This window comes from Curtobacterium sp. MCBA15_012 (assembly GCF_001864935.2).
In the GTDB taxonomy this organism is placed as follows: domain Bacteria; phylum Actinomycetota; class Actinomycetes; order Actinomycetales; family Microbacteriaceae; genus Curtobacterium.
On the sequence record NZ_CP126267.1, the window covers coordinates 2,120,582 to 2,145,014 of the forward strand.

The 24,433-nt window shown below is 74.2% G+C and carries 24 protein-coding genes; 11 read left to right on the plus strand and 13 right to left on the minus strand.

What is annotated here, in order from left to right:
• The first annotated feature begins 23 nt into the window (after nt 1–23).
• Nucleotides 24–938 carry a L,D-transpeptidase gene (locus QOL15_RS09715; RefSeq protein WP_071249232.1) on the plus strand — a complete coding sequence of 305 codons (915 nt, stop codon included), beginning with the start codon at nt 24–26 and terminating at the stop codon, nt 936–938.
• On the opposite strand, the gene QOL15_RS09720 is transcribed toward QOL15_RS09715, so the two are convergent.
• Nucleotides 931–1,518 carry a gluconokinase gene (locus QOL15_RS09720; RefSeq protein WP_370692361.1) on the minus strand — a complete coding sequence of 196 codons (588 nt, stop codon included), beginning with the start codon at nt 1,516–1,518 and terminating at the stop codon, nt 931–933. The genes QOL15_RS09715 and QOL15_RS09720 overlap by 8 nt on opposite strands.
• Nucleotides 1,515–3,089: a GntP family permease gene (locus tag QOL15_RS09725; protein ID WP_253181658.1), complete on the minus strand. Its 1,575-nt coding sequence runs from the start codon at nt 3,087–3,089 to the stop codon at nt 1,515–1,517. The genes QOL15_RS09720 and QOL15_RS09725 overlap by 4 nt, the downstream gene beginning before the upstream one ends.
• A gap of 248 nt (nt 3,090–3,337) precedes the next feature.
• Between QOL15_RS09725 and QOL15_RS09730 the strand changes: the two genes are divergently transcribed.
• The gene (locus tag QOL15_RS09730; RefSeq protein WP_071249255.1) at nt 3,338–4,138 is read left to right on the plus strand and encodes a FadR/GntR family transcriptional regulator; all 801 of its coding nucleotides are present in this window, start codon (nt 3,338–3,340) and stop codon (nt 4,136–4,138) included.
• A 191-nt stretch (nt 4,139–4,329) separates the two neighbouring features.
• Here the strand turns inward: QOL15_RS09730 and QOL15_RS09735 are convergent, their stop codons facing one another.
• From QOL15_RS09735 to QOL15_RS09755, 5 genes are all read right to left on the minus strand, one after another.
• Nucleotides 4,330–4,938: a GNAT family N-acetyltransferase gene (locus tag QOL15_RS09735; protein ID WP_065963005.1), complete on the minus strand. Its 609-nt coding sequence runs from the start codon at nt 4,936–4,938 to the stop codon at nt 4,330–4,332.
• Between the two features lie 9 nt (nt 4,939–4,947).
• Nucleotides 4,948–5,649 carry a uracil-DNA glycosylase gene (locus tag QOL15_RS09740; protein ID WP_071249230.1) on the minus strand — a complete coding sequence of 234 codons (702 nt, stop codon included), beginning with the start codon at nt 5,647–5,649 and terminating at the stop codon, nt 4,948–4,950.
• 8 nt (nt 5,650–5,657) lie between these two features.
• Entirely contained in the window at nt 5,658–6,377 is a 720-nt protein-coding gene (locus QOL15_RS09745; RefSeq protein ID WP_071249226.1) for a Type 1 glutamine amidotransferase-like domain-containing protein, read from the minus strand.
• Nucleotides 6,374–6,907: a phosphoribosyltransferase gene (locus QOL15_RS09750; RefSeq protein ID WP_175473866.1), complete on the minus strand. Its 534-nt coding sequence runs from the start codon at nt 6,905–6,907 to the stop codon at nt 6,374–6,376. Before QOL15_RS09750 ends, QOL15_RS09745 begins: the two co-directional genes overlap by 4 nt.
• Before the next feature lie 90 nt (nt 6,908–6,997).
• Nucleotides 6,998–7,771, minus strand: coding sequence for an SDR family oxidoreductase (locus QOL15_RS09755; RefSeq protein WP_065962999.1), 774 nt, complete (start codon nt 7,769–7,771; stop codon nt 6,998–7,000).
• A 109-nt stretch (nt 7,772–7,880) separates the two neighbouring features.
• On the opposite strand from QOL15_RS09755, the gene QOL15_RS09760 reads away from it, so the two are divergent.
• The 6 genes from QOL15_RS09760 to QOL15_RS09785 all read left to right on the plus strand — a co-directional run bounded on the left by QOL15_RS09760 (nt 7,881) and on the right by QOL15_RS09785 (nt 15,751).
• Nucleotides 7,881–8,972, plus strand: a complete 1,092-nt coding sequence (locus QOL15_RS09760; protein WP_071249224.1) for an acyltransferase family protein — start codon at nt 7,881–7,883, stop codon at nt 8,970–8,972.
• A gap of 270 nt (nt 8,973–9,242) precedes the next feature.
• Nucleotides 9,243–10,574 carry a bifunctional o-acetylhomoserine/o-acetylserine sulfhydrylase gene (locus QOL15_RS09765; protein WP_065962995.1) on the plus strand — a complete coding sequence of 444 codons (1,332 nt, stop codon included), beginning with the start codon at nt 9,243–9,245 and terminating at the stop codon, nt 10,572–10,574.
• Between the two features lie 438 nt (nt 10,575–11,012).
• Complete coding sequence (locus QOL15_RS09770; protein ID WP_071249222.1) at nt 11,013–12,212, plus strand: homoserine O-acetyltransferase; 1,200 nt, start codon at nt 11,013–11,015, stop codon at nt 12,210–12,212.
• Between the two features lie 241 nt (nt 12,213–12,453).
• A complete protein-coding gene (locus QOL15_RS09775; RefSeq protein ID WP_071249220.1) occupies nt 12,454–13,611 on the plus strand; it encodes a sensor histidine kinase in 1,158 nt (385 codons plus the stop codon).
• Nucleotides 13,608–14,930, plus strand: a complete 1,323-nt coding sequence (locus tag QOL15_RS09780; protein ID WP_083230272.1) for a hypothetical protein — start codon at nt 13,608–13,610, stop codon at nt 14,928–14,930. Before QOL15_RS09775 ends, QOL15_RS09780 begins: the two co-directional genes overlap by 4 nt.
• Nucleotides 14,931–15,079: 149 nt before the next feature.
• Entirely contained in the window at nt 15,080–15,751 is a 672-nt protein-coding gene (locus QOL15_RS09785; RefSeq protein WP_065962989.1) for a response regulator transcription factor, read from the plus strand.
• A gap of 473 nt (nt 15,752–16,224) precedes the next feature.
• Here the strand turns inward: QOL15_RS09785 and QOL15_RS09790 are convergent, their stop codons facing one another.
• On the minus strand, nt 16,225–17,490 hold the full coding sequence (locus QOL15_RS09790) for an MFS transporter (RefSeq protein WP_071249218.1): 1,266 nt from the start codon (nt 17,488–17,490) through the stop codon (nt 16,225–16,227).
• A gap of 343 nt (nt 17,491–17,833) precedes the next feature.
• Nucleotides 17,834–18,013, minus strand: a complete 180-nt coding sequence (locus QOL15_RS09795; RefSeq protein WP_071249216.1) for a hypothetical protein — start codon at nt 18,011–18,013, stop codon at nt 17,834–17,836.
• 293 nt (nt 18,014–18,306) lie between these two features.
• On the opposite strand from QOL15_RS09795, the gene QOL15_RS09800 reads away from it, so the two are divergent.
• Both QOL15_RS09800 and QOL15_RS09805 read left to right on the plus strand, forming a co-directional pair.
• Nucleotides 18,307–18,750 carry a hypothetical protein gene (locus QOL15_RS09800; protein WP_071249214.1) on the plus strand — a complete coding sequence of 148 codons (444 nt, stop codon included), beginning with the start codon at nt 18,307–18,309 and terminating at the stop codon, nt 18,748–18,750.
• Nucleotides 18,751–18,879: 129 nt separating this feature from the next.
• A complete protein-coding gene (locus tag QOL15_RS09805; RefSeq protein ID WP_139197581.1) occupies nt 18,880–19,059 on the plus strand; it encodes a hypothetical protein in 180 nt (59 codons plus the stop codon).
• Between the two features lie 20 nt (nt 19,060–19,079).
• On the opposite strand, the gene QOL15_RS09810 is transcribed toward QOL15_RS09805, so the two are convergent.
• From QOL15_RS09810 to QOL15_RS09825, 4 genes are all read right to left on the minus strand, one after another.
• The gene (locus QOL15_RS09810) at nt 19,080–19,388 is read right to left on the minus strand and encodes a thiamine-binding protein (protein ID WP_065962980.1); all 309 of its coding nucleotides are present in this window, start codon (nt 19,386–19,388) and stop codon (nt 19,080–19,082) included.
• A complete protein-coding gene (locus QOL15_RS09815; RefSeq protein WP_305404394.1) occupies nt 19,385–20,806 on the minus strand; it encodes a glycosyltransferase 87 family protein in 1,422 nt (473 codons plus the stop codon). Before QOL15_RS09815 ends, QOL15_RS09810 begins: the two co-directional genes overlap by 4 nt.
• 231 nt (nt 20,807–21,037) lie before the next feature.
• Nucleotides 21,038–21,829 carry a glycoside hydrolase family 16 protein gene (locus QOL15_RS09820; RefSeq protein ID WP_071249208.1) on the minus strand — a complete coding sequence of 264 codons (792 nt, stop codon included), beginning with the start codon at nt 21,827–21,829 and terminating at the stop codon, nt 21,038–21,040.
• A gap of 447 nt (nt 21,830–22,276) precedes the next feature.
• Nucleotides 22,277–23,122, minus strand: a complete 846-nt coding sequence (locus QOL15_RS09825) for an ADP/ATP-dependent (S)-NAD(P)H-hydrate dehydratase (RefSeq protein WP_071249252.1) — start codon at nt 23,120–23,122, stop codon at nt 22,277–22,279.
• A 194-nt stretch (nt 23,123–23,316) separates the two neighbouring features.
• Between QOL15_RS09825 and QOL15_RS09830 the strand changes: the two genes are divergently transcribed.
• Nucleotides 23,317–24,399: an NADH:flavin oxidoreductase/NADH oxidase gene (locus QOL15_RS09830; RefSeq protein WP_071249205.1), complete on the plus strand. Its 1,083-nt coding sequence runs from the start codon at nt 23,317–23,319 to the stop codon at nt 24,397–24,399.
• Nucleotides 24,400–24,433: the final 34 nt, after the last annotated feature.

Here is a 24,433-nt window from a genome sequence, read left to right on the forward strand (position 1 = left end):
ACTGGGGTCGGGGAGGCTGACACATGCAGCGGAAGACCTGGGGCATCGTCCTCGCAGCGGTGGGGGTGCTCGCCGTCGCGGGCGTCGGGATCGGCGCCGCCGTCGGCGGTGGCGGACAGGCGGAACCCCGTGCGGTGCGCACCACCGAACGGGCACCGACACCGACCCCCACGCCGACACCGGCACTCCCGGCGGTCCCGGCCGCACCGTCGGCGGAGACCCTCGCCGCACTCCCGCTGGCATACCACGACGCCGTCGTGCCGGCGCTCCTCGACGGCACGCGGGTGCAGCCCGAGGAGCAGTGGACCATCGCGACGCCGAACGCGCCGCTCGTGGCCCTGTACGCCGACCCCGCGGCGACGGCCGCCCCGGTCGCCACGCTCGCGTCGACGGTCACCACACTCGACACCCCGGCGGTCACCGCCGTGTGGGGACGCTCCCCCGGCCTCGACGGTGGGATGGTGCTCGTCTCCACGCCCGCACGCAACCGCACCCCCGGCGACGGCGGCGACCCGACCGCGCCGAGCGCGACCTTCGCCTGGGCACGCGCGGCAGACTTCACCCTGGCGTCGGTCGACCGGATGATCCGGGTCGACGTCGCCGCGTCGACGGTCTCCGTGGTCGGCCGGGACGGCGCCGTCTCGGCCACCGAGACCGCCCGGCTCGGCACGCCCGACGACCCGACGCCCACCGGGACCGCGACCTACGTCGAGGCGGCCTACGTCGACGCGCGCGTCACCTACACGCAGGGGAACCCGATCATCCTCACCGGGGCGCACTCGTCCCGGATCCCGCAGTACGGCGGCAACGCGGCGCTCACCGCGCTGCACTACTACCCGGACCCGACCGGCAGCTCGCACGGCTGCGTGCGGATCTCGGCGGCGATGACGAAGACGCTCGCAGCACTGCCGGTCGGCACCCCGGTCTGGTTCACCTGACGGGCGTGAGCCCCAGGCGCTCGACGACCTCGGCACTCTCCTCCTGCGGTGTCCGGTCCGCGGCCACCGTCAGGTGCGCCTCGTCGGCCTCCGGCGGTTCGAGCGTCGCGAGCTGGGACGCCAGGAGCGACGTCGGCATGAAGTGCCCGGAGCGTGCGGCCATCCGGTCCGCGATGAGGGTGCCGTCCCCGGAGACGTGCACGAACACCACGCCGGGCGCCCGCAGCACGTCACGGTAGGAGCGTTTCAGGGCCGAGCAGGTCACGACACCGGGGCGGCCCAGGTCGAGGTGGTCGCCGATCCACGACGCGACGACGTCGAGCCACGGCCAGCGGTCCTCGTCGGTGAGCGGGGTGCCCGCCTGCATCTTCGCGACGTTCGCCGGCGGGTGCATGTCGTCGCCCTCGGCGAGGTCCCATCCGAGCCGGTCCGCGACCATCGCCGCGACGGTCGACTTGCCCGAACCGGAGACGCCCATGACGACCAGGACCCGCACGTCCGACGTCCCGACCGCAGGCGACCCGACGGACGGTGCGGCCGGGGCCGCGTCGGACCCCGTCGGCCCCGCACCGGCGGTCACAGGAACACCCCGGCGAGGAGCACGCCGCCCAGGCCGATCACCGAGATGAGGCACTCGAGCACCGTCCAGGACTTGAACGTCTGCCCGACGGTGGTGCCGAGGTACCCCTTCACGAGCCAGAACCCGGCGTCGTTGACGTGCGACAGGAAGACCGAGCCCGCACCGATCGCCAGGACGAGCAGCGAGGTCTCCGGCGTGGACAGCCCCTCGGCGATCGGCGCCATGATGCCCGCGGCGGTGACGGTCGCGACGGTGGCCGAACCGGTCGCCACCCGGACGAGCGCCGACACGGCCCAGGCCACGAGCAGCACCGAGACGCCCGACTCCTGCACGGCGTCGGCGATCACGCCGCCGATGCCGGTGTCGATGAGCACCTGCTTGAAGCCGCCGCCGGCACCGACGATGAGCAGCACACCGGCGATCGGCGGCAGGGCGTCCTCGAGCGACTTCGCGACGGCCGTACGGTCCATCCCGCCGCCGATCGCGAAGAACACCATCGCGAACACGGCGGCGATGCCGATCGCGATCGTCGGCGAACCGAGGAAGTCGAGCAGCGACACCCACCCGCCGGTGGCGTCCGGGGCGGTCGCCTCGCGCACCGCCTGGGCGAGCATGAGCACGACCGGCAGCAGGATGCCGACGAGCGCGACCGCGAAGGACGGGCTGCGCGGCTCGCTGATGACGCGCGTGAAGTCGCTCTTCCCGTGCGGCAGCGAGGCCGTGTCCTGCGTGGCGGGGCCGCGCCGTGCCTCCCGACCGGCGTGCGCGGGGTCCGACGGACCGGAGCCGCCGCGCGACGAGAACATGTCGGGCGCGGGGATGTCGACCCAGCGCGCCGCGAGGCGGGCGAACAGCGGGCCGGCGAGCACGATGACCGGGATCGCCAGCACGATGCCGAACGCCAGGGTCGTGCCGAGGTCCGCGCCGACGGTCGACACGGCGACGAGCGGCCCCGGGTGCGGCGGCACGAACGCGTGCATCGTCGACAGGCCGACGAGGGCGGGCACCGCGATCTTCATGATCGGCACCTCGCTGCGCTTCGCGACGAGCACGATGATCGGGATGAGCAGCACGAGGCCGACCTCGAAGAACATCGGCAGGCCGATCAGCGCCCCGATGAGCGCCATCGTCCACGGCAGCGCGGCCTTCGAGGACCGCCGCACCAGGGTGTCGACCACGCGGTCCGCGGCACCCGAGTCCACGAGCATGCGGCCGAACATCGCGCCGAGGCCCACGAGGATGCCGACGCTCGTCATCGTCGCGCCGAAGCCGTTGCCGAAGCTCGTCACGGCCTTGTCCGGCGCGAGCCCGGCGCCGATGCCGACCCCCAGCGCACCGACGAGCAGCGCGATGAACGGGTGCACCTTGAGCCAGGTGATGAGCGCGATGATGACGACGATCCCCGCGAGCGCCGCGACGACCAGTTGCGTCACCGACCCGGACGGGTCGACGGTCTGGGTGCCGCCGCCCTCCGCCGCCAGCACGGTCAGGCCGTGCAGCGGGTCCACCGACCCGGCGTGCGCGGTGCTCGCGGTGGTCGCCGTCGCGAGTCCGCTGCTGCTGTGAGGCATCGGTGCCCCTTCCCGGGCCGCTGCACCGCGGCCCCGTCGCGTTCGTGGGCGCCGGTCGGCGCCGTGCGGGGCACCCTGCCGCCCCGACCCGAATAATCTGATTAATCAGATCATACGATGGACCGCAGCGTGCCGTCCCCCTCGCCGCGCAGTCTGCCGCTTCGATGGGGGACGTCGTCACAGCGACGACGACGGCGACAGCGACGGCCGGCAGGACCACGACCACGACCGAGCACCACGGAGGACCGATGACCACGGCACGGGGCCTGCACGCGCAGGTGCTCGAGACGCTCGGGCAGCGCATCGTCGACGGCGAGCTCGCACCCGGCACCGTCGTCCGGCCCGAGACGATCGCGGACGAGGCCGGTGTCTCCCGCTCGGTCGTCCGCGAGGCCCTGCGCGTGCTCCAGTCCCTCGGGCTGGTCGAGCCGCGGCAGCGCGTCGGGACACTCGTCCGGCCGACGGCGTCCTGGGAGCTGCTCGCACCGACCGTGATCCGCTGGCGCGGCGCCTCCCCCGCCTACTTCGCGCAGCAGCGGGAACTCCTCGAGCTCCGGCTCGGCGTGGAGCCCGTGGCCGCGTCGCTCGTCGCCGCCCGGTCGGTCACCGAGGACCCCACGGCCGGACCCACCGACGACGGACCCGCGACCGACCCGGCCGGCACCGAGCCGACCCCGGCCGCCGCGGTGCTGGCCGCCGCCCGGGACATGACCGACGCGTGCGCCCGGGACGACTCCCGCGCCTACCTCGAGGCCGACGTGCGCTTCCACCGTGCGCTCCTGACCGGCTCCGGGAACGCGGTCTTCGCCCACTTCGCGGGCACGGTCGAGGCCCTGCTCCGCACGCGCACGTCGGAGTCCCGCGACACGATCACCCGGTGGACGCACGACGCCGCGGCCCGGCACGAGGCGGTCGCCCTGGCGGCGGTCGCGGGCGACGCGGACGCGGCGTCCGCGGCCGCGACCGCGCTCCTGCGCGTCACGCGCGAGGAGTTCATCGCCGAGGCCCCGGCGGCCGGACGGCAGGCGCGCACCGCACCGACGCGGTGATCGACACCCACTGCCGGACGGGAGGCCCGTGACGGCGCCGCCACGGGCCTCCCGTCCGCCCCGTGGTCGCGTCGGGACGCGCGGCGGTCGCGTCGCGACGTCGGGACGCGCGGCGGTCGCGTCGCGACGTGCGGCGGCCGCGTCGCCACGTGCGGCGGTCGTGGTCGGGAACCGGCGCGGTCGCGCGCCCGCTACCGTCGGCCGCGCGCGAAGAGCCGCGGTCCCCGCAGCCGCAGGCGCATCGTGACGGTGCCGAGCCACCGGTCGTACTTGAACCCGACCTTGCCCATGCGCCCGACCTCCTCGAAGCCGAGCCGCTCGTGCAGCCGGATCGACGCCTCGGCCTGCCGGTCCGCGATGACCGCGATGACCTCGCGCACGCCGGCCGACCGGCACTCGTCGAGCAGCGCCTCCATGAGGGCACGCCCCAGTCCCTTGCCCCCGGACGCGGCGCCGAGGTAGATCGAGTCCTCGACCACGTGGTTCGAGCGGTCCCGAGGGTTCCACGGGTCGACGAGCGCGTACCCGAGGATCTGCCCCGACGGGTTCTCGGCGACCAGGAACGGCAGACCACGGCGACGGACCTCGTCGTAGCGCTGCTTCCAGCGGGCGAACGTGTACGCGGCCGGGTCGAAGGTCACCGACGAGTTCCGGACGTAGTGCGTGTGGATCTCGCGCACGTCGGGCAGGTCGCGGGGCTCGGCGGCCCGGATCGTGTACGTGAACGTGGCCTCGGCGGCGACGGGCGCGCGCAGGTGCCGGGGCAGGACGCGCCGGCGCTGGTATTCCTCCTCGAGCACGACCCGAGCCTACGGTGCGGTCGCTCCGGCGGGCGGCAGCGTCCAGTCGACCGGGTCGGCGCCCTGCTCGCGGAGCAGCGCGTCGACCTGCGAGAACGGGCGGCTGCCGAAGAAGCCCCGCGAGGCGCTCAGCGGTGACGGGTGCGCCGACGCCACGACCGGGGTGTCGGCGAGCAGCGGCCGGACCGACGCTGCCTGGGCGCCCCAGAGCACCGCGACGAGCGGAGTACCGCGGGCGACGAGTGCGCGGACGGCCTGGTCGGTGACCGCCTCCCAGCCCTTGCCGCGGTGGCTGCCGGCCGCGCCGGCCTCGACCGTCAGGACCCGGTTGAGCAGCAGCACGCCCTGCTCGGACCACGCCCGTAGGTCGCCGTGCTCGGGCGGGGTCACGCCGAGGTCGTCCCGGAGTTCGCGGTAGACGTTCGCCAGGCTCCGCGGCACGGGACGCACGTGCGGATCGACGGCGAACGACAGGCCGATCGGGTGCCCGGGCGTCGGATAGGGGTCCTGCCCGACGACGAGCACCTTGACGTCGGCGAAGGGCTGGGTGAAGGCGCGGAGCACGTGCTCGCCCGCGGGCAGGTAGTGCCGACCGGCGGCGACCTCGGCACGGAGCCAGTCGCCCATCCGGTGCACGTCGTCCTCGACGGGGGCGAGCGCCTCGGCCCAGCCCGGGTCGACGAGCTCGGCGAGCGGGCGCGGGGCGACCACGGCGGTGGCTACGCGCCCATGGTGGCGACGGAGACCGCGTCCTCGCCGGACACGACGCGCCAGACACTGCCGGTGCCGCGCACCTCGAGCGCACCCTCGCCGACGATGAGCGCGGTGTCCTCGTCGATCGCGAGTCCGGCGGTGACGAACTCGGCCTCGGCAGCCGCGATCAGGCGCGCCAGGGTGCCGGCCTGGACGGCGTGCACGTCGATCGTCAGGTCGACGAGCCCGAGTCCCTCGCGGAGCTCGACCTCGTCCAGGCCCTCGGACGCCCCCTCCGGGCAGACCTCGACCCCGCCGATGCGCCAGCCGCCCACGAGCGCCCGGTCCGCCGCGACCATCGCACCCGCGGAGTACCCGAGGTACGGCAGGCCGTCGGACACGAGCAGCCGGAGCTGGTCGACGAGCGGGGCGATCGCGTCGAGGTAGTCCGGCGTGACCCCGCCGCCGACGACGAGCGCGTCGACGTCGCTGAGCACGGCGGTGTCGAACACGGCGCCGGGCGCGACCTCGGTCACGAGGACCTCGGCCTGCCGGGCACCGCCGATCGCCTCGGCCAGGTCGGCGGTCGACGAGGGTGACGCCCCCGAGGCGCCGGCGACGGACAGCAGCGCGATGCGCGGGACGGTCCGACCCACCGCGGCGGCACGGGCGGTCGCCTCGGCGGTGAAGTGCGGGACGACGTCGGCGGCGACGACGGGGCCGCCGCCGAGGAGGTGGATGCTCACGACTCGGCCGTCACCGGTGCGAGGGCGCTCCACGGGAACGTGATCCAGCCGTCGACGCGACGCCACACGTGGTCGGGCTCGAGGACGGTGCCGGGCTTCGAGTACAGGCATGCGCTGCGGACGTCGGCGTCGGCGTTCCGGATGATGTCCACGACGAGGCGCAGGGTGCGGCCGGAGTCGGAGACGTCGTCGACCACGAGGACGCGCTTGCCGGCGAGGCTCGGGGCGTCGAGGGCGGGCGACAGGATGACGGGCTCCTCGAGGCGCTGCTCGACGTCGGTGTAGAACTCGACGTTGATCGAGCCGCACTCCTTGGTGCCGAGCGCGTACGCCACGGCACCGGCGATGATGAGGCCACCGCGGGCGACGGCGACGACGACCTCGGGCTCGAAGCCGGAGGACAGGACGTCCTTGGCGAGCAGGCGGGCCGCGTCGCCGAACTCCAGCCAGCCGAGCACCTCGGGTCCGCTCGTCACGGTCACGGTCGAGGGTGCCTGCGCGGTCGACCCGGGTTCGCTGCTGATCGGCATCCGCCCACGGTACCGGGACAGCGGCGTCCACCGCGACCCGCGTCGGGCGACCGCGCGCGTCCCGCGGGTCGGACGAACCCGTGCGCCGCGCTACGACCGGACCGTGAGCGGCCCACGCGCGAGCTTGTGCTGTGCCGACTGCGCGACCGGCCGCACCGTGACGAGGTCCAGGTTCACGTGCGCGGGCAGCTCGACCGCGTGCACGATCGCCTCGGCGACGTCCTCGGCGAGAAGCGGCCCCGGGACGTCGGCGTACACGGCGTCGGCCTTGTCCCGGTCGCCGCCGAACCGGGTGAGGGAGAACTCGTCGGTCTTCACCATGCCCGGCGCGATCTCGACCACGCGGAGCGGTTCGCCGTTCAGCTCGAGCCGGAGCGCCGCGACCAGGGCGTGCTCGGCGAACTTCGCGGCGTTGTAGCCACCGCCGTTCTCGTAGGCGACGTGCCCGGCGGTGCTCGTCACGGTGACGACGTCGGCGACCCCGGCCTCCGCGGCGCGGCGGCGCAGCTGCGGCAGCAGGGCCGCGGTCACGCGCTTCGTCCCGATCACGTTCACCTCGAACATCGCGCGCCAGTCCTCGACGTCGGACTCCTCGACCGAGGCCGACCCGAACGCGCCGCCGGCGTTGTTCACCAGGACGTCGGTCCCGCCGAGCCCGTCGACGTGGGCGGCGAGCGCGGCGACGTCGTCGGCCGAGGTCACGTCGGCGACCAGGAAGGTCGCCCCGGTCTCCTCGGCGAGCGCCGCCAGCTGCGCCTCACGGCGTGCGACGGCGAGGACGTCCCAGCCGTGGTCGCGGAACCGGCGCACGGTGGCCGCTCCGATGCCCGAGCTCGCTCCGGTGACGACTGCGCGACGTGCCATGGGGTTCCTCCAGGGGTGGGACGGGCCGGGCGGCCACGGTCCGGACGGGGCACCGGACCGCTCCACCGTACCGATCCCCGGCCGTCGCCTTCCGGTACCGTGACCGGGGATGACGACGGACGCCGCTCCCCCCGCGCCCTCGACCCCCGCGACGCAGCTCGAGCCGGGTCGGACCCCGCGCCGCATCCCGATGTGGGACACGGCGCGCTTCCTCGCGGTCACGCTCGTGGTGATCGGCCACGCGATCCAGCGGCAGACCGTCGGCAGCGAGCACGCGCTGGCCCTGTACACGTTCATCTACGCGTTCCACATGCCCGCGTTCGGCGTCATCAGCGGGTACTTCTCGTCGGCCGAGACCCCGTCGGCGCAGCGGATGCGGCGGACCTTCACGGACATCGTCGTGCCGTACGTGGTCATGCAGACGATCTGGACGGTGGTGCAGGCCGTCGTCGAGGGCGGCAAGGACCTCAACCTGACGAAGCCGACATGGACGCTCTGGTTCCTGCTCGCCCTCGGGATCTTCCGGCTGATCCTGCCGTACCTGGCACAGCTGCGGTTCCCGCTCGTCTGGGCGATCGCGCTGAGCATCGGCGTCGGGTACCTCGACAACGTCGACTCGACGTTCTCGCTCGGCCGGGCGATCAGCCTGCTGCCGTTCTTCCTGGTCGGGTGGCAGCTCAAGCAGTGGGGGCTGTTCGACCGCTGGTACGAGGCCCCGCGTCGCACGGTCGTGCGCGTGCGGGTGGTCGCGGCCGTGGTGTTCGCCGCGTGGGCGACCGCGTGTCTGCTGTTCACGCCGCAGTTCGAGCAGTTCGACCTGCACCACTGGTTCTTCTACGACGACTCGTACGCGGGGCTCGGCGAGGACGCCTGGTGGGCCGGCGGGGTGCGCCTCGGGCTGATGGTCCTCGCGGCGGCGCTGACGGCGTCGTTCCTGCTGCTCGTGCCCCGGCGCACGGTGTGGATCACCCGGTTCGGGGCGGCGACGATGTACGTCTACCTGCTCCACACGTTCGTGCTCTACCCGATCCGGGAGTCCGGGGTCCTGGCCGGCGAGCACTCTGCGTGGCCCTACGTGCTGCTCATGGTCGTGCTGGCGTGCGCGGTCAGCCTGTTCCTCGCGCAGCCGTTCGTGCGCCGTGGGATGCGCTGGCTGCTCGAGCCGAAGGTCGACTGGCTGTTCCGGCGCGACCCGGCCTGAGCGCACCGGCGTGCGTCCCGGTCCGTCCCGGCGCGTCCCAGTGGTCCCGGCGCGTCCCGGACGGGAGGCGCGGTGCACCGTCCACCCCTCGGCCCGCGTCGGGCGCGTGGCCGGGTCGGCCGCGGTGCGGACGCGACGGTTACGTCGCGTGGCGGCCACGCTGGTGCAGGCCCGCCCACCTGCGTACCGTGACGCTCGACGCAGCGCAGCCACGGGCCTCCCGGCCGGCGCGCGGCGACCCGACGACCACCGCACCCGACAGGAGCACCGATGAGCACGAACGACGCCGCCGCCTGGCGGTTCGAGACCACGCAGGTCCACGCCGGGGCGCAGCCGGACCCGACGACCGGTGCGCGGGCGACGCCGATCTACAAGACGACCTCGTACGTGTTCGAGGACTCGGACCACGCCCGCGACCTGTTCGCGCTCGCCCGTCCGGGCAACATCTACTCGCGGATCATGAACCCGACGAACGACGTCGTCGAGCAGCGCATCGCCGCGCTCGAGGGCGGGACGGGCGCGCTGCTCGTGTCGTCGGGGCAAGCCGCCGAGACGTACGCCGTGCTGAACATCGCGGGCGCCGGTGACCACATCGTGTCGTCGTCGTCGATCTACGGCGGCACCTACAACCTGTTCAAGTACACGCTCGCGAAGCTCGGCATCGAGACGACGTTCGTCGAGGACCAGGACGACCTCGAGGAGTGGCGTCGCGCAGTCCGGCCGAACACGAAGCTGTTCTTCGCCGAGACCATCGGCAACCCGCGCATCAACGTGCTCGACATCACCGGGGTGAGCAGCGTCGCGCACGAGTCCGGCGTGCCGCTCATCGTCGACAACACCATCGCGACGCCGTACCTCATCCGACCGTTCGAGCACGGGGCGGACATCGTCGTGCACTCGGCGACGAAGTTCCTCGGCGGCCACGGCACGGTCATCGGCGGCGTGATCGTCGACGGTGGGCGCTTCGCCTGGTCCGAGCACGCCGAGCGCTTCCCGGAGTTCAACACGCCGGACCCGTCGTACCACGGCGCCGTGTTCGCGCAGGCCGTGGGCAACGAGCTCGCGTACGTCGTGAAGGCGCGGGTGCAGCTGCTCCGCGACCTCGGTGCGTCGAACTCGGCGGACACCGCGTTCGCCCTCCTGCAGGGCATCGAGACGCTGTCGCTCCGGATCGAGCGGCACGTGTCGAACGCGCAGGAGATCGCCGAGTGGCTCGACCGGCACCCGGACGTCGCCTCGGTGGCGTACGCGGGGCTGCCCACCTCGCCCTGGTACGCGGCGGCGACGAAGTACGCCCCGCGCGGCGTGGGTGCGGTGCTGTCCTTCGAGCTCAAGGGCGGCGTCGCGGCCGGCCGGGCGTTCGTGGACAACCTGCAGCTGTTCTCGCACCTCGCGAACATCGGCGACGTGCGGTCCCTCGTGATCCACCCCGCCTCCACCACGCACTCGCAGCTCACGCCCGAGCAGCAGCTCACCACCGGGGTCACGCCGGGCCTGGTGCGGCTGTCGGTGGGCATCGAGAACGTCGAGGACCTGCGCGCCGACCTCGAGGCGGGGCTCGCGGCAGCGCGGGCGGTCGCGCAGGAGGGCCAGCGCGCGTAGAGCGCGGGGCGGCGGTGCGGCCGTCGTGCCGTGCCGCTGCCGTCTCGCCGAGTCGTCGTGGTGCCGTGCTGCCGTGCTGCCGTGGTGCCGTGGTGCCGTGGTGCCGTGGTGCCGTGCTGCCGTGCTGCCGAGTCGTCGTGGAACGACATCGCCGCTGTCGTCCGACAGCGGCGATGTCGTCCTCGCCTCGTGCGCGTCGATGCACGCGCATCGTGCGACACCACCGCTGTCGTACGACGACCACGGTGACGCTCGCCGTCGGCGCCGACTGGCCCGCCCACCGTCCATGCGCGCACATGCTGCGACACCACCGCTGTCGCACGACGACCACGGTGACGCTCCGTGCGCGCCCGACCACGCGCACCGGACCCGGCCACCCGCCGGACGTGACGTAACACGGCGGCGGCGACCTGCGCCTCCCGGCAGACTGGACGCACCATGGACTGGCAGACGACCCCCGAGGACTCCGTGCCGTCCACCCTCGTGCCCGGCACTGAGCTGGGGACCCTCGGCAAACCGCCCGTCACCGGGGCGTGGCGACCGGGCGACCACCCCGGCGCGCGGCACTTCGAGGCCCTCGGCGAGCAACGGGTACGCGGCGGGCGACTCCCCGCGGTGCGTGTCGCCTACGAGACCTGGGGCACCCTGACCCCTGCGCGGGACAACGCCGTGCTGGTGTTCCACGCGCTGACCGGGGACTCGCACGTCGCCGGGCCGCCCGGGCCCGGGCACCGGACCGCCGGCTGGTGGGGCGACGTCGTCGGCCCCGGCCTCGCGATCGACACCGACCGCTGGTTCGTCGTCGCGCCGAACATGCTCGGCGGCTGCCAGGGCACGACCGGCCCCTCGTCCGTGGCGCCCGACGGCCGCGAGTGGGGCGGGCGCTTCCCGTTCGTCACCGTGCGCGACCAGGTGGCCGTGCAGGCGCAGCTCGCCGACCGCCTGGGGATCGAGCGCTTCGCCGCGGTCGTCGGCGGGTCGATGGGCGGCATGCACGCGCTCGAGTTCGCCGTCGCGCACCCGACGCGCGTCGAGCGGCTGGCACTGCTCGCCACCACCGCGCAGACGACCGCCGACCAGATCGCCGCGAACTCCCTGCAGCGGGCCGCAATCCAGATGGACCCGGCCTTCGCCGACGGCGACTACCACGACGCCGAACCCGGCGAGGGGCCGCACCGGGGGCTCGCGCTCGCGCGGCGGATGGCACTGATGACCTACCGGGCCTCGGACGAGCTCAACGGCCGGTTCGCCCGGTCGTGGCAGAGCGACGTCTCCCCGCTCGGCGACGACGGCCGGTTCAGCGTGGAGAGCTACCTCGACTTCCACGGCAACAAGTTCACGAGGCGGTTCGACGCCGCGTCCTACGTCACCCTCACGCACGCGATGGACTCGCACGACGTCGGGGCCGGACGGGGCGGGGTCGCGGCCGCACTCGGCACGGTCCGGGCCCGCACGCTCGTGGTCGGGGTGTCGAGCGACCGGCTGTTCCCCGTCGAGGACCAGCACCGCATCGCTGCCGGGGTGCCGGACACGCTCGACGGCGACCGCGCGGCCGTGATCGAGAGCGAGTTCGGGCACGACGGGTTCCTCATCGAGCACGAGGCGGTCGGGGCCCACCTGCGGCGACTGCTCGACTGAGCGGACGACCGGCGTGTCCACGCCGCGCGACCCGTGCTTCCGCGCCGCGCGACCCGTGCGTCCGCGCAGCGCGACCCGTGCGTCCGCGCAGCGCGACCCCCGGTAACGATCGGGTCCCCATCCGTCCGTCGTCCGCGCGGCGAGGACCCCCCAACGGGTGCCGTCCGTGGAATGATGTCGAACGAGTCACCGGGACGACCGGGGCTCGCTCCCCCGTACCGCCGTCACCACCAGGACACCGATGGACTTCCTCGCACAGGAGCGCGACCGACTGCTTCGGTCGACGACCCGTGTCGTGGGCATCACCTGCGCACTCGTCTCGGTGGTCGCGGTCGTCAGCTCGCTGGCGGTCCCGCTCGTGCCCCTGCTCGCCGGGCTGGCCTGCATCGCCGTGATGATCGCCGCCCTCGCCCTGTTCGGCGTGCACGGCTCGGTGTGGTGGACCGCGCTGGCGCTGGCCTCCGGGCTCGGCGCCCTCCTGCTGCTCCTCGCCGGTACCGGTCCCGACCTGCGGCCCGTGGTCGCGAGCGCCGTCGTGCCGCTCGCCGCCGGGTCGCTCTCCGCCCCGCTGATGACCTACCGCACGTCGCTGGTCGGCCTCGGACTGACCGCCGCGGCCGGGGTCGTCTCCCTCGTGGTCGTCTCGTGGGCGACCGGCAGCGTCCTGTCCGCCCCGGTCGGCGGTGTCGCCCTCGGCTGGGTGCTGCTCGCCACGGTCGCGGTGTGGATCGCGCGGAGCATCCCCCGCGTCGCACGCCGCATCCAGAGCATCGGCACCGCACACCGCGCCGAGCGCCAGGCGAGCGAGACCGAGGCGCAGCGACGCCAGGGCGCCCGGCTGCTGCACGACACCGTGCTGGCCACCCTGACGCTCCTCGCCCACTCCGGTGTCGGCGTCTCGGAGCAGGCCATGCGCGAGCAGGCCGCCGAGGACGCCCGACTCCTCCGCCACCTGCGACTCGGCGCGACGCCGCAGCCGCAGCAGTCCGGCGACTACTCGCTCACCCGCGCCGAGGAGTCCCCGCTCGGTCAGACGCTCGAGTCGGTCAAGCAGCGCTTCGGCCGCATGGGGCTCGAGGTCAGCTGGCACGGCACCGGCCAGGTCCTGCTGCCCACGCACGTGCTCGACGCCTTCCTGCTCGCGCTCGGCGAGTGCCTCGAGAACGTCCGTCGGCACGCCGGCGTCGGCGAGGCGCACGTCACGATCGTGCACGACCAGGAGACCGTCCGCGCGATGGTCACCGACTCCGGGGTCGGCTTCGAGCTCGACGCGGTCGGCGCGGAGCGGCTCGGCTTCAAGGAGAGCGTCGTGAACCGCCTGCGCGAGGTCGGCGGCGACGCCAAGCTGTTCTCGGCCCCCGGGTCGGGCACCACCGTCGTGCTGGAGGCACCGCGATGAGCCGGACCCCCGAGGACACCATCAGCCGCGGGCTGCCCGGCGAGACCGTGCAGGCTGCACCACGGACCCGACGCGAGGCCCGGGAGCGCTACCGCGGCAACGAGCGACGACAGGCGCGCGGGCTCCCCTCGACCTCGACGGGCGCACGATCGCTCCGGCAGGCCGCGAAGCCCGGGGCGTCGCTCGGCGCCGGCTACCTCGGCCTCGGCGCCGCGGTGCTGGCCGCGATCGAGGCCGTCGCCGGCATCGCGTTCTTCCTCGTGCGGGCGCCCGAGCTCACCGACCCGTGGCTGCCGGCGGCGGCGTGGGCGCTCTACGTGGTGGCGGCGATCGCGGTCGGACTGAGCCTGATGACCTACGGGGAACGCCTCACCGGCACCGCGTTCGCGCTCATCTGCGTGGTCCTCGCGTGCGTCGTGACGCTCGACTTCGTCGGCATCCACCCGGAGCACGACCTCGCCGGCACCGCGAGCGCGTCCGTCGCGGCCGGCTTCGCCCTGCTGCCCGTCGCCACGCTGCGTCCGGCACGCGAGGTCGCCGGGGCGATCGTCGTCCTCGGGGCGGCGTTCGTCGCGATGGCCCTGGTCTCCACGCCGATCACCTCGGACACCCTGCCCGGGCTCGTCTCGATGCTCGCGCTCGTGGTCGTCCCGCCGTCGATCGCCCTGTTCGTCGTGCACCGCTTCCGCCAGCTCGTGCAGCGCGAGCTCGACCGGGTGCTCGTGCAGAGCAACGTGCAGGCGCCGCAGTTCGCGGTCGGGATGCTCGCGTCCGACGAGCTCGCCCGCCTCGACCTCGCCGCCGAGAAACTCCTCGACGCCGTCGCGAACGGCACCGACCCGCTCCCGCTGTCCGACGCGTCCTCGTCGGTCGCCGCGTCCCTCGCCACCGAGCTCCGCCTGCACCTCATCGAGGGTCGCCGCGAGACCTGGCTCTACCACGCGATCACCGAGTCCGACCAGCTCGGCCGCTCGGTCACCGTCACCGACCCGCAGTCGCTGGCCGGTCACCTCTCGCCCGCCCAGCGGGACGGACTGCTGCAGGCGCTGTGGCAGATGGTCGGCGACGGGCGCACCAGCCAGCCGGGCTCCCCCGTCGTGTCCGTGACACTCGGGCCGATCGGCTCCGACGGCCACCCGGTCACCGACGAGCGCATGGACGTGCCGGTCGTCTTCGAGTCGCGCGGGGTCCCCCGTCGCCGACTCGGACCCACCGCGTGGAGCGCCCTGCAGCGCATCGGCCCGTACACCGACTCGGTCCGTGACGGGGTCCTGCACGTCGTCGCGCACTGCGTCGTCGACCGCCACCCGACCATGTGACCCCGGAGCGGCACGGCGACACGCCGCCCCGAACGCACCACCACGTCCGCCCGGCCGGGCCCGAACTGCCGGACACCCGCTCCGCCTGCCCGACCCACGGCGTCCTGCCGCCTAGGATCGGCGGGCACGCCTTCGAGAAAGGACGCCTGATGGCGACTCCAGAGGAACCGATCCGACTCGCACTGGTCGACGACCACCGGATGCTCCTCGGTGCGCTGACGGAGTGGATCCGCAGTGCCGCCGACGACATCACGCTCGTCGCCGCCGTCACGACCTGGCCGGAGCTCCTGACGAACTCCGCGTTCCCCGTCGACGTGGTGCTGCTCGACCTCGACCTGAAGGACTCCATCCCGGTGTCCCTGAAGATCTCGACGCTGAAGACCGCGGGCGTGAAGACGGTCGTCATGAGCACGTACTCCGAGCCGAACGTCGTCCGCGAGGCCCTCGGCGCCGGCGCCCTCGGCTACCTCGTGAAGAGCGAGGACGCCGACATGATCGTCGAGGCGATCCGCGCCGCACAGCGCGGCGAGCAGTACGTGTCCGCCGAGCTCGACCTGGCGATCAACAGCGGCGACGTCGGCGGCGTGCCGAAGCTCAGCGCGCAGGAGCGGCGCGTCATGGCGCTCTACGGCGGCGGCGAGCCCGTGAAGAGCGTCGCCTACCAGCTCGGCATCTCCGAGGAGACCGCCAAGAGCTACCTCAAGCGCATCCGTGAGAAGTACCGCGTCGCGGGCTTCGACGTCGGCACGAAGGTCGCACTGCGGAAGCGGGCGATCACCGACGGCATCATCGTGCAGGACGGCAGCCCCCTCGGGCTGTAGGTCCGCGGTCGGCGACGGCTGAGCGCAGGGGCGGGTCCGGGTTCCGGGTCCGCCCCTGCTGCGTGCTCGAGCTGTCCCGGTGGTGGAGGCACGCGCCGGGGTACCGCTACCTGGGCGCCCCCTTCGCGAAAGCGACAGATCGGCGCCCACTGTTCCCCGGGATCTGTCGCTTCGACGGAGTGGTCGCCGCGTCGCGGCCGCGATCTGTCGCCTTCGCGACCACACCGCACGGCCGGGAGGCACGGTGCAAGCCCGCCACGCCGCCTCCCGGCCCGCACGCCGTCCGCCGGGAGGCGCGGTGCCGGCCCGCCACGCGCCTCCCGGGCGACCCCGTTGCCCACACGGGAGCGACAGATCAGTGGCGACCATCCGCGGGCATCTGTCACTTCGGCGAGGTGGTCGCCCCTCCCGCCGCCGCGATCTGTCGCTCCGGCAGTGCAGACGCAGCACCGCGCGGGTGGGCGCCCGCGGCGTCAGACGGTCGGGACGGGAGCGGTGATCGGGCCCGTGGAGGGTGACGTCGCCCGGAGACCGGCGCGACGGGTCGTCCGGCGCTCGACCCCGTAGCTCACCATCGTGACGAGCAGGCCGAGCAGCGCGAGCACGATCCCGAGCCACGCGGGCGCCAGGAAGCCGAAGCCGGCCGCGATGACCGCGCCGCCGAGGGCCGCACCGAGCGAGTTGCCGATGTTGAACGCCGAGTGGTTGAGCGCCGCCGCGATCGTGCGGGCGTCGCCTGCCACGTCCATGAGCCGCGACTGCACCGCGGGCGGGATCGCGGACGCCGTCGCGCCGAGCAGGAACGCGCCGAGGAAGACCCCCCAGACGAACTGGGCCGTCGTGACCGTGACGACGAGCGCGCCGATCAGGGCGAGCATGCCGAAGTAGATCGTCCGCTTGACGCTGCGGTCCGCGAGGTGCCCGCCGAGGACGCCACCGACGACCATGCCGAGCCCGACGACGACGAGCACGAGCGGCACGGCGGCCTCGGGCAGTCCGGTCACGTTCTGCACGAGCGGCGAGATGTACGAGTAGACCGCGAAGAACCCACCGAAGCCGACGGCTCCGAGGCCCATCACGATCCAGAGCTGCGGCGAGCGGAAGGCGCGGAGCTCCCTCCCGATCGTCGCGTGTTCGTCGCGGGCACTGCGCGGCACGAACGCCGCCACCGCGAAGAACGTCAGTGCGAAGAGCAGCGAGACGACCCCGTAGGCGGCGCGCCACCCGGCGTTCTGCCCGACCCACGTGATCGCAGGGACGCCGACGACGTTCGCGATCGACAGACCGAGCATGACCATCGCGATGCCCTTGCCGCGCTTGCCGGGCCCCATGATCTCGCCCGCGACGATCGAGGCGATCCCGAAGTACGCCCCGTGCGGGAGCCCCGCGACGAACCGGGCCACGAGCACCAGTCCGAAGCTCGGCAGCACGGCGCTCGCGACGGTGGCGACCACGAAGCCGACCAGCAGGACCAGGATCAGGCCCTTGCGCGGGAACGTCGCCGAGATCGCGGCGATCGTCGGCGCACCGACCACGACGCCCAGTGCGTAGGCGCTGACGAGCCAGCCCGCGTGCGCGACACCGGCGTCGGGGTCGACGGCGTACTGGTGCGGCAGGAGCGCTTCGGCGATGTTCGGCAGCAGCCCCATCGCGACGAACTCCGTCGAACCGATGGCGAAGCCGCCGAGGGCGAGGGCGACGAGCGCGAGTGCGCGCTGCGTCGGCGTGGTGAGCGTCATGGGACCTGTTCTCGGACGAGGAAGGGCAGGGCGGGTGTCGTCGGGCCGGATGCGTCGGGACGACCGAGGGCGACGGATCCGGGTCTGGGAGGCCGACCGTCGCGGGGCCGCTACTCTGGGACGACGTCCACGCTCAGCGGCCTGCGGTGGCCGCCGTCGGCGTGGACGAACAGCGACCCATCACCACTGTAGACCGCTCCAACGCCATCGGGGAAACCCGAGACGAATCGATTCGACGGCGCACGCGGCGAACCGGTCGGGCGGAGCCGCACGGCACGACCCACGGCAGGCCTGACCGTCGACGGGACGGGCTCGCCCCACTGCCGGCGCTCCAGCGGGAGCGTCAGGCCGCCCGGCGCTCCGTGCGCTCGGACCGCGAGGACCGTGCCTCCCGGATCTCGTCCCGGTGCACCCAACCGGCTCCGCACTCGACGCACGTCGCCCAGCCGTTCTCACCCTGCTCGTCCGCGTCGATCACGACCGTCTGCAGATCGCAGTCAGGGCACCAGCCGTCGTGGGTCATCACGCGCTCCTCGTGGTCGTCGGTCCGGCCGCGGGTGCGGCTCGATGACGACCATGAGACACCCGCCCACCGACATCCCCGGGACCACTGCGGCGTGTCGCCCGGGCTGTCGGCAGGGAGCGCTCCCGCTACGATCGGCGGCGGGGAACGGGACGGGTGACGAGGGGGACGCAGTGCCCACGGACCACCGGCGCATCGCTCGGAGACGGGCGACGGCAGCGCGGATCGCGGGCGGAGCGCACGGACCTGCGGCCGGCTCGCGGACTCGCGTCCGTGGTGCCCGGAGCACCGCCGTGCTCGGCGTGCTCGCCGCGGTCGCGACCACCACGGCGTGTGCGTCCCCGCTGGGCGGGCCGGGCTCCCGCGACCCGGACCCCCGCGAGCAGTACGTCGGTACGTGGACCAGCGCCGCTGACGGCTCGACGCTCGTCCTCGACCAGGACGGCTCCTTCTCGGTCGAGGACTTCCCCCTCGACGTCGCGTGCGACTCCTCCTCGGCCCTCGCGCCGCAGCCGGAGGCCTGCCGGACGAGCGGCCCCGTCACCACGACCGGCACCTGGACGAGCCACCGTGACGACCCGACGAAGGTCTGGCTCGACTCGGGCGGACTGACCCTCGCGGTCGGCTACGAGGACCTCGACAGCTTCTTCGGCCACGGGTTCTCGATCGGTTCCTACACGACCACGATCGACAAGCCGGAACCGGACCACCGCTTCCGCCGCGACGACGTCGGCTGACCCGCGCACCCGACGGCGGTGCGCCCCACCGACGCGCAGCCGACGGCCGCGCTCGCGTCGGACGCGCTGCGCAACGCAGCGCCGCGCCTCGTCTGCACAGGACCGACCCGTTCGGGTAGCGTTCGCGGCATGTGGTGGTGGATCGGAACCGGCGTCGTCCTGCTCGCGCTCGTCGCCCTGTGGTCGTGGATGCACCACCTGACCGACCCGGGCTCGCGCTCGCGGGCGTTCGACGGGAGCGATCCCGAGATCGCCGAAGCGCTGCGCCAGGCGGAGCGGGACATCAACAACGGCCGGATGTACCCGTAGCCCGAGCCGCTCCCCGCGGCTCAGTCCCCGAGCGCCGCTTCGAGCCGCTCGAGCTTGCCGTCGATCTCGCCGGTGTGCCCCGGACGGATGTCGGCCTTGAGCACGAGGGAGACCCGCGTTCCGTAGGCGCCGACGGCCTCGGTGGCGCGCTTGACGACGTCCATGACCTCGTCCCACTCCCCCTCGACCTCGGTGAACATCGACGAGGTGCGGTTCGGCAGTCCGGACTCGCGGACGACCCGGACCGCGGCGGCGACCGCGTCGTGCACGGAGCCGTCCGAGGTCGCTGCGGGACCACCGGACGGGGCGACGGAGAAGGCGACGATCATGCGTCCATCCTGCCGCGCTCCCCCTCCGGACGCACCACCCCGCGCTCCCCCTCCGGACGCACCACCCCGCGCTCCCCCTCCGGACGCACCACCCCGCGGGCACCGCGCGACGCGGTGTCCTCGGCGACGGAGGACCGACCAGCCGACCCGACCCCGGCACCGGCACCGGCACCGGCACCGGAACCGGCCCTGGCCCCGGCCCCGCCCCCGCCCCCGGCGAGCGCCGCCCGCACGAGCACCACGACCGCCCACACGAGCACGGCGACCTCGAGCAGGTTCCGCAGCGTGAGCACGACGAGCACCCACGGCTGCACTGCGAGCACCTGGTCGTAGAACCCCGGGTAGACGACCTGCGTCAGCACCGCCATCGGCAGCACGGCGACCGCGACCGGCAGGAACCGCCGCGCGCTGGGTCGCCCGGCGACGAGCCCCCAGACGACGGGGACCGCGAACCAGCCGACGTACTGCGGCGACCCGACCTTGTTGGTGGCGACGAGCGCGGCGACGAGGAGCAGCGCGAGCACCGGGGCGACCTCGGCCCGGCGGGCACCGCGGTGCGCGGCGACCAGCGCGAGCAGCACCCCGCCGACGACCACGAGCGCCATGAGCGGCATGGAGAGCGCGGCGGCGACGTGCGTGCCCGGTCCGGCGATCTCGAAGGTCAGGATCTCGCGGTCGTAGTACACGCCGGCACCGGGGACCCGCGCGGCGGCGGCCCACATGAACGGCGTCGCGAGGGGCGCCTCGATCTGCAGCGCTCGACCGGTCTGCTCGCCGATGAACGACAGCAGGTGCGAGGCGCCGCCGTACAGCACGTCGACGAGGACGACGAGGCCGGTGACGACGCCGGCTCCGGCCAGGACCGCTCGGCGGTGGCCGCGCCGGAGCAGCAGGAGCACGCCGACCAGCGCCGCGGGCCAGACCTTGACCCACGCGGCCGTGGTGAACAGCGCCGAGGCGACGGCGGGCCGCGTGGCGACGAAGGCGACCCCGACCAGGGCCACCGCGGTCGCGACCGTGTCGATGCGCCCGAGTGCGATGGGCCCGAGGGCGACGAGGAACGAGAGCCACCACCACACGACCCGGACGCCGAGCGTCCGGTGCCGCCACAGCGCCGCGCACGCGACGGCGTCGAGCACCACCATGAGCACGAGCCACCCGGTGCCGATCGACGCGGTCCCACCGATCGCGGCGGCGGCCATCGGCACGATCGCCAGGATCGGGTACACCCACGCCGAGTCGATGCCGACCCACGAGTGGTCGACGTGCCCGGTCTCGATCCAGCGACGGTAGGTGATCGTGACGTCGCCGAGCGGCAGGTTCGCGGATACGGCGGTCAGCCACCAGAGCAGGGCGTGCACGCCGGCGAACGCGACCACGAAACCGACGCCTTCGACCCACCGGGACTGCCTGTGCACCGCACGAGCGTAGCGGGACGCCCGGTCCCGACCCTGGACGCCCGGGCGGACCCGGCGACGCCCGACCCCGACCCTGGACACCCGGGCGGACCCGGCGACGCCCGACTCCGGACCCTGGACGCCCGGGCGGACCGCGGACACAAGACCCCAACCCGGGACACCCGACCACGGACGCCAGCGCCCCGGCCCGCGGGGCCGTGCGGGGCGCGGCCCGCCCCGCCCCGCCGCGCCCTACGGCGTCCAGCTCCGGACCCAGTCGATCTCCAGGTGCCCCGGCTGCCCCCAGTCCCCGATCTGGAACATGTACCGGTGCGCGGTCGTCGGGACGTGCTCGTGCGTCTCGAACACGACCTCACCGTCGATCGAGTACCGCACGACCTGTCCGGGCACCCACTCGGTCGTGTAGGTGTGCCACTCCCGCCACGTCGTGTCGGTGTGCAGCCCGGCGGCCTGCCGTTCCTGCCCCGGCACCATCGAGTGCGTGAACGCGCCGACGGTCTCCTGGAAGTTCCCCTCCGGGAAGTCGAGCTCGCCCTCCGCCCAGTCGTCCGACGTCGGCCAGAGCATGAACGCGGCGCCGTTGCCGTCGCCACCGACCGCACGCGCGCGGACGCTGAAGGTCCCGCCGACGTGGTCCCAGGCGTCGTCGGGCGTCCCGAACGTGCCGGCCGCGCCGCGCTTGCCGTCCATCGCGACGTCCATGTACCCGTCGTGCGCGCTGATGAGCGGCCCGGACCAGTACTTGCCGCCCATGCCGTCCGGGTAGGGCTGCCACGACCCGGCGTAGGTCGCCGCGAACGGCCCGCCGGCCGCCGCTGGGGTGTCGAAGTCCTCCGAGAAGGTCGGCGGACGACCGCCGGCGGGAGGCGTCGGCGTGGGGCTGGCGGTCGCGGCGGGCAGCACGGGCGTGGCGGTCGCCAGGCTGCCGAACTGCGTGCGGGCGTCGGCGCTCGAGACGGCGCCCACGGTGCCGGCGGCGAGGGCTGCCGCCGCGAGGACGACGAGCGTCCGGACGGCCTTCACGGCGCGCTCCGGGTCCGGCCTGCGGCGGTGTCGTCGTCGACGGACCGCGCGGCGGTGGGTGTTCTGGACATGGTTGTGGTTCTGCTCTCCGGGGCGCGCACCTGAGCCGTGTCGCTGGTGAGGCGACGTCCCTGCGACCAGTGTCGGCGCGTCCGCGCCGGATGTCTGGACCGTCCGGTCGGCCTGCGGGATCGTTGCGGTGTCCCGCGTCGCGCACCGGACGGGAGGCACGGGTCTCCCCCGCCACGCGCGTCCCGACCCGCGCACCCGCCGGACGGGAGGCGCGGGCCGACCCCGCCACGCGCCTCCCGACCCGCACACCCACCCGACGGGAGGCACGCGCCGACCCCGCCACGCGCCTCCCGACCCGCGCACCCACCCGACGGGAGGCACGGGCCGACCCCGCCACGCGCCTCCCGGCCCGCGCGGCGGTCGCCGCCGACCGGCTCAGGCCGTCGCGTCCCCCGTGGTGACGAGGTCGCGGACCACGCCCGGCAGCTGCTCCACGAGCGCGGTCATCGTGAAGGGGCCGCCGCGCGACGCGCGGCGCGCGGCCGTGCCGTGCACGACCGCCGCCGCGGCGGCGAGGTGTGCGAGTGCCTCGGGCCCCGGTTCCTCGCGGCCCGCCCGTGTCGCCACGAGCGCCCCGAGGACACCGCCCAGGACGTCACCGGCGCCGGCGGCGGCGAGCCACGGGGTCGCCGACGAGGCCACGAGCCGGACCGACCCGTCCGGGGTGACCACGTGCGTGTCGGAGCCCTTCAGCAGCACGACGCTGCCGGTCTGCTCCGCGGCGCGCAGGGCCGACCCGCGTGGATCGGCCTCGACGGTCTCCCGGTCGACGCCGAGCACGGCGGCGAGCTCCCCCGCGTGCGGTGTGAGCACCGCGCGCGGGCCGAGGTCGACGAGCGGGATGGCACCGGCGTCGACGACCACGGGGACGCCGTCGTCGGACGCGTGTCGGAACGCCTCGGCGGTGCGCTCGTCGAGGTCGTCGAGCGTGTCGGCCGAGATGCCGGAGCCGACGAGCCACGCCTGCACGCGGCCGACGCCGGCGACGACCTCGGGCCGGCGGGCGAGCACGGCGTCGGTCGCACGGTCCGGCCCGACGTAGCGGACCATGCCGACCCCGGTGTGCACGGCGGCGTCGACGCCCATCACGGCGGCCCCCGGGTACGCGGCCGAACCGGTCGCGACGCCGAGGACCCCGCGGCGGTACTTGGTGCTGTCGCCGGTCGGCGCGGTGGTCCACGCGGCGGCGTCGGACGGGGAGACGGTCACGAAGTCGGTCACCACACCCACGGTACGTCCGCGACGGTGCGGGCGTGCGGTGGTCGGGGACGCGGTCCGGGCGCGCGGCGTCGGGCACCACCGTCTCCGGGGCACGCCGCGTCCGGGGTCCGTCGGGGAATCGCGCACGGGTCGGGGGTGTTCGATGACCACGGCGCCGGGTGACCCGGCCCCACGGACCCCGAAGGAGCTCCCGCGTGACGCACGCCCTGTTCGAACCGATCACCATCCGCGACCTCACCGTCCGGAACCGTCTCTGGGTCTCGCCGATGTGCCAGTACTCGGTCGAGCGGCAGGACGGCGTCCCGACCACGTGGCACCTCGTGCACCTCGGCGGGTTCGCGAAGGGCGGCGCCGGTGCGGTCGTGGTCGAGGCGGCCGGTGTCGTCCCCGAGGGCCGGATCAGCCCCCAGGACGTCGGCCTCTGGAACGACGAGCAGCGCGACGCGTTCCGCCCGATCGTCGACTTCGTGCACGAGCAGGGCGCCGCGATCGGCGTGCAGCTCGCCCACGCGGGCCGCAAGGCCTCGACCCACCGCCCCTGGTCGACGACGCAGGGCAGCGTCCCGGTGTCCGAGGGCGGCTGGACCACGGTCGCGCCGTCCGCCGTCGCGTTCGGCGAGTACGCCGCACCCCGCGAGCTCGAGGTCGAGGACGTCCGCGTCGTCGCGCTCGCCTTCGCCGCCGCGGCCCGACGCGCGGTCGAGGCCGGGTTCGACCTGGTCGAGCTGCACGCCGCTCACGGCTACCTGCTCCACCAGTTCCTCTCGCCGCTGAGCAACCACCGCACCGACGCGTACGGCGGCTCGCTCGAGAACCGCGCCCGCGCCCTGCTCGAGGTCGTCGACGCCGTCCGCGCCGAGGTCGGCGAGGGGTTCCCGGTCGTCGTGCGCTTCTCGGCGACCGACTGGACCGACGGCGGGCTGACGCTCGACGAGACGATCCAGGTGGCCCGCTGGGCGGCCGAGCACGGCGCCGACCTGGCCGACGTCTCCACCGGCGGCAACGTGCCGAGCGCCGCGATCCGGGTCGGCCCCGGCTACCAGGTCCCGTTCGCCGAGGCCGTCCGTCGGGGTGCGGGCATCGGCACGATCGCGGTCGGCATGATCTCGACGGCGTTCCAGGCCGAGCAGGTCGTCGCGACCGGACAGGCCGACGTCGTGATGGTCGGTCGCGAGTTCCTCCGCGACCCGGCGTTCGCGCTCCGTGCCGCCGCCGAGCTCGGGGTGTCGCTCGACTACGAGCCGCAGCAGTACCACCGCGCACGCGTCACGGCCTAGGCCCACGGGACGACGCGGGGTGTGCCTCCCGGCC

Excerpts from the sequence above, each read along its gene's own strand:
- QOL15_RS09795 (WP_071249216.1), bottom strand. The coding sequence starts at position 18,013 with ATGACCCACGACGGCTGGTGCCCTGACTGCGATCTGCAGACGGTCGTG.
- QOL15_RS09715 (WP_071249232.1), top strand. The coding sequence starts at position 24 with ATGCAGCGGAAGACCTGGGGCATCGTCCTCGCAGCGGTGGGGGTGCTC.
- QOL15_RS09810 (WP_065962980.1), bottom strand. The coding sequence starts at position 19,388 with ATGATCGTCGCCTTCTCCGTCGCCCCGTCCGGTGGTCCCGCAGCGACC.
- QOL15_RS09805 (WP_139197581.1), top strand. The coding sequence starts at position 18,880 with ATGTGGTGGTGGATCGGAACCGGCGTCGTCCTGCTCGCGCTCGTCGCC.
- QOL15_RS09770 (WP_071249222.1), top strand. The coding sequence starts at position 11,013 with ATGGACTGGCAGACGACCCCCGAGGACTCCGTGCCGTCCACCCTCGTG.
- QOL15_RS09755 (WP_065962999.1), bottom strand. The coding sequence starts at position 7,771 with ATGGCACGTCGCGCAGTCGTCACCGGAGCGAGCTCGGGCATCGGAGCG.
- QOL15_RS09750 (WP_175473866.1), bottom strand. The coding sequence starts at position 6,907 with ATGCCGATCAGCAGCGAACCCGGGTCGACCGCGCAGGCACCCTCGACC.
- QOL15_RS09790 (WP_071249218.1), bottom strand. The coding sequence starts at position 17,490 with ATGACGCTCACCACGCCGACGCAGCGCGCACTCGCGCTCGTCGCCCTC.
- QOL15_RS09780 (WP_083230272.1), top strand. The coding sequence starts at position 13,608 with ATGAGCCGGACCCCCGAGGACACCATCAGCCGCGGGCTGCCCGGCGAG.
- QOL15_RS09765 (WP_065962995.1), top strand. The coding sequence starts at position 9,243 with ATGAGCACGAACGACGCCGCCGCCTGGCGGTTCGAGACCACGCAGGTC.
- QOL15_RS09725 (WP_253181658.1), bottom strand. The coding sequence starts at position 3,089 with ATGCCTCACAGCAGCAGCGGACTCGCGACGGCGACCACCGCGAGCACC.
- QOL15_RS09760 (WP_071249224.1), top strand. The coding sequence starts at position 7,881 with ATGACGACGGACGCCGCTCCCCCCGCGCCCTCGACCCCCGCGACGCAG.
- QOL15_RS09785 (WP_065962989.1), top strand. The coding sequence starts at position 15,080 with ATGGCGACTCCAGAGGAACCGATCCGACTCGCACTGGTCGACGACCAC.
- QOL15_RS09775 (WP_071249220.1), top strand. The coding sequence starts at position 12,454 with ATGGACTTCCTCGCACAGGAGCGCGACCGACTGCTTCGGTCGACGACC.
- QOL15_RS09730 (WP_071249255.1), top strand. The coding sequence starts at position 3,338 with ATGACCACGGCACGGGGCCTGCACGCGCAGGTGCTCGAGACGCTCGGG.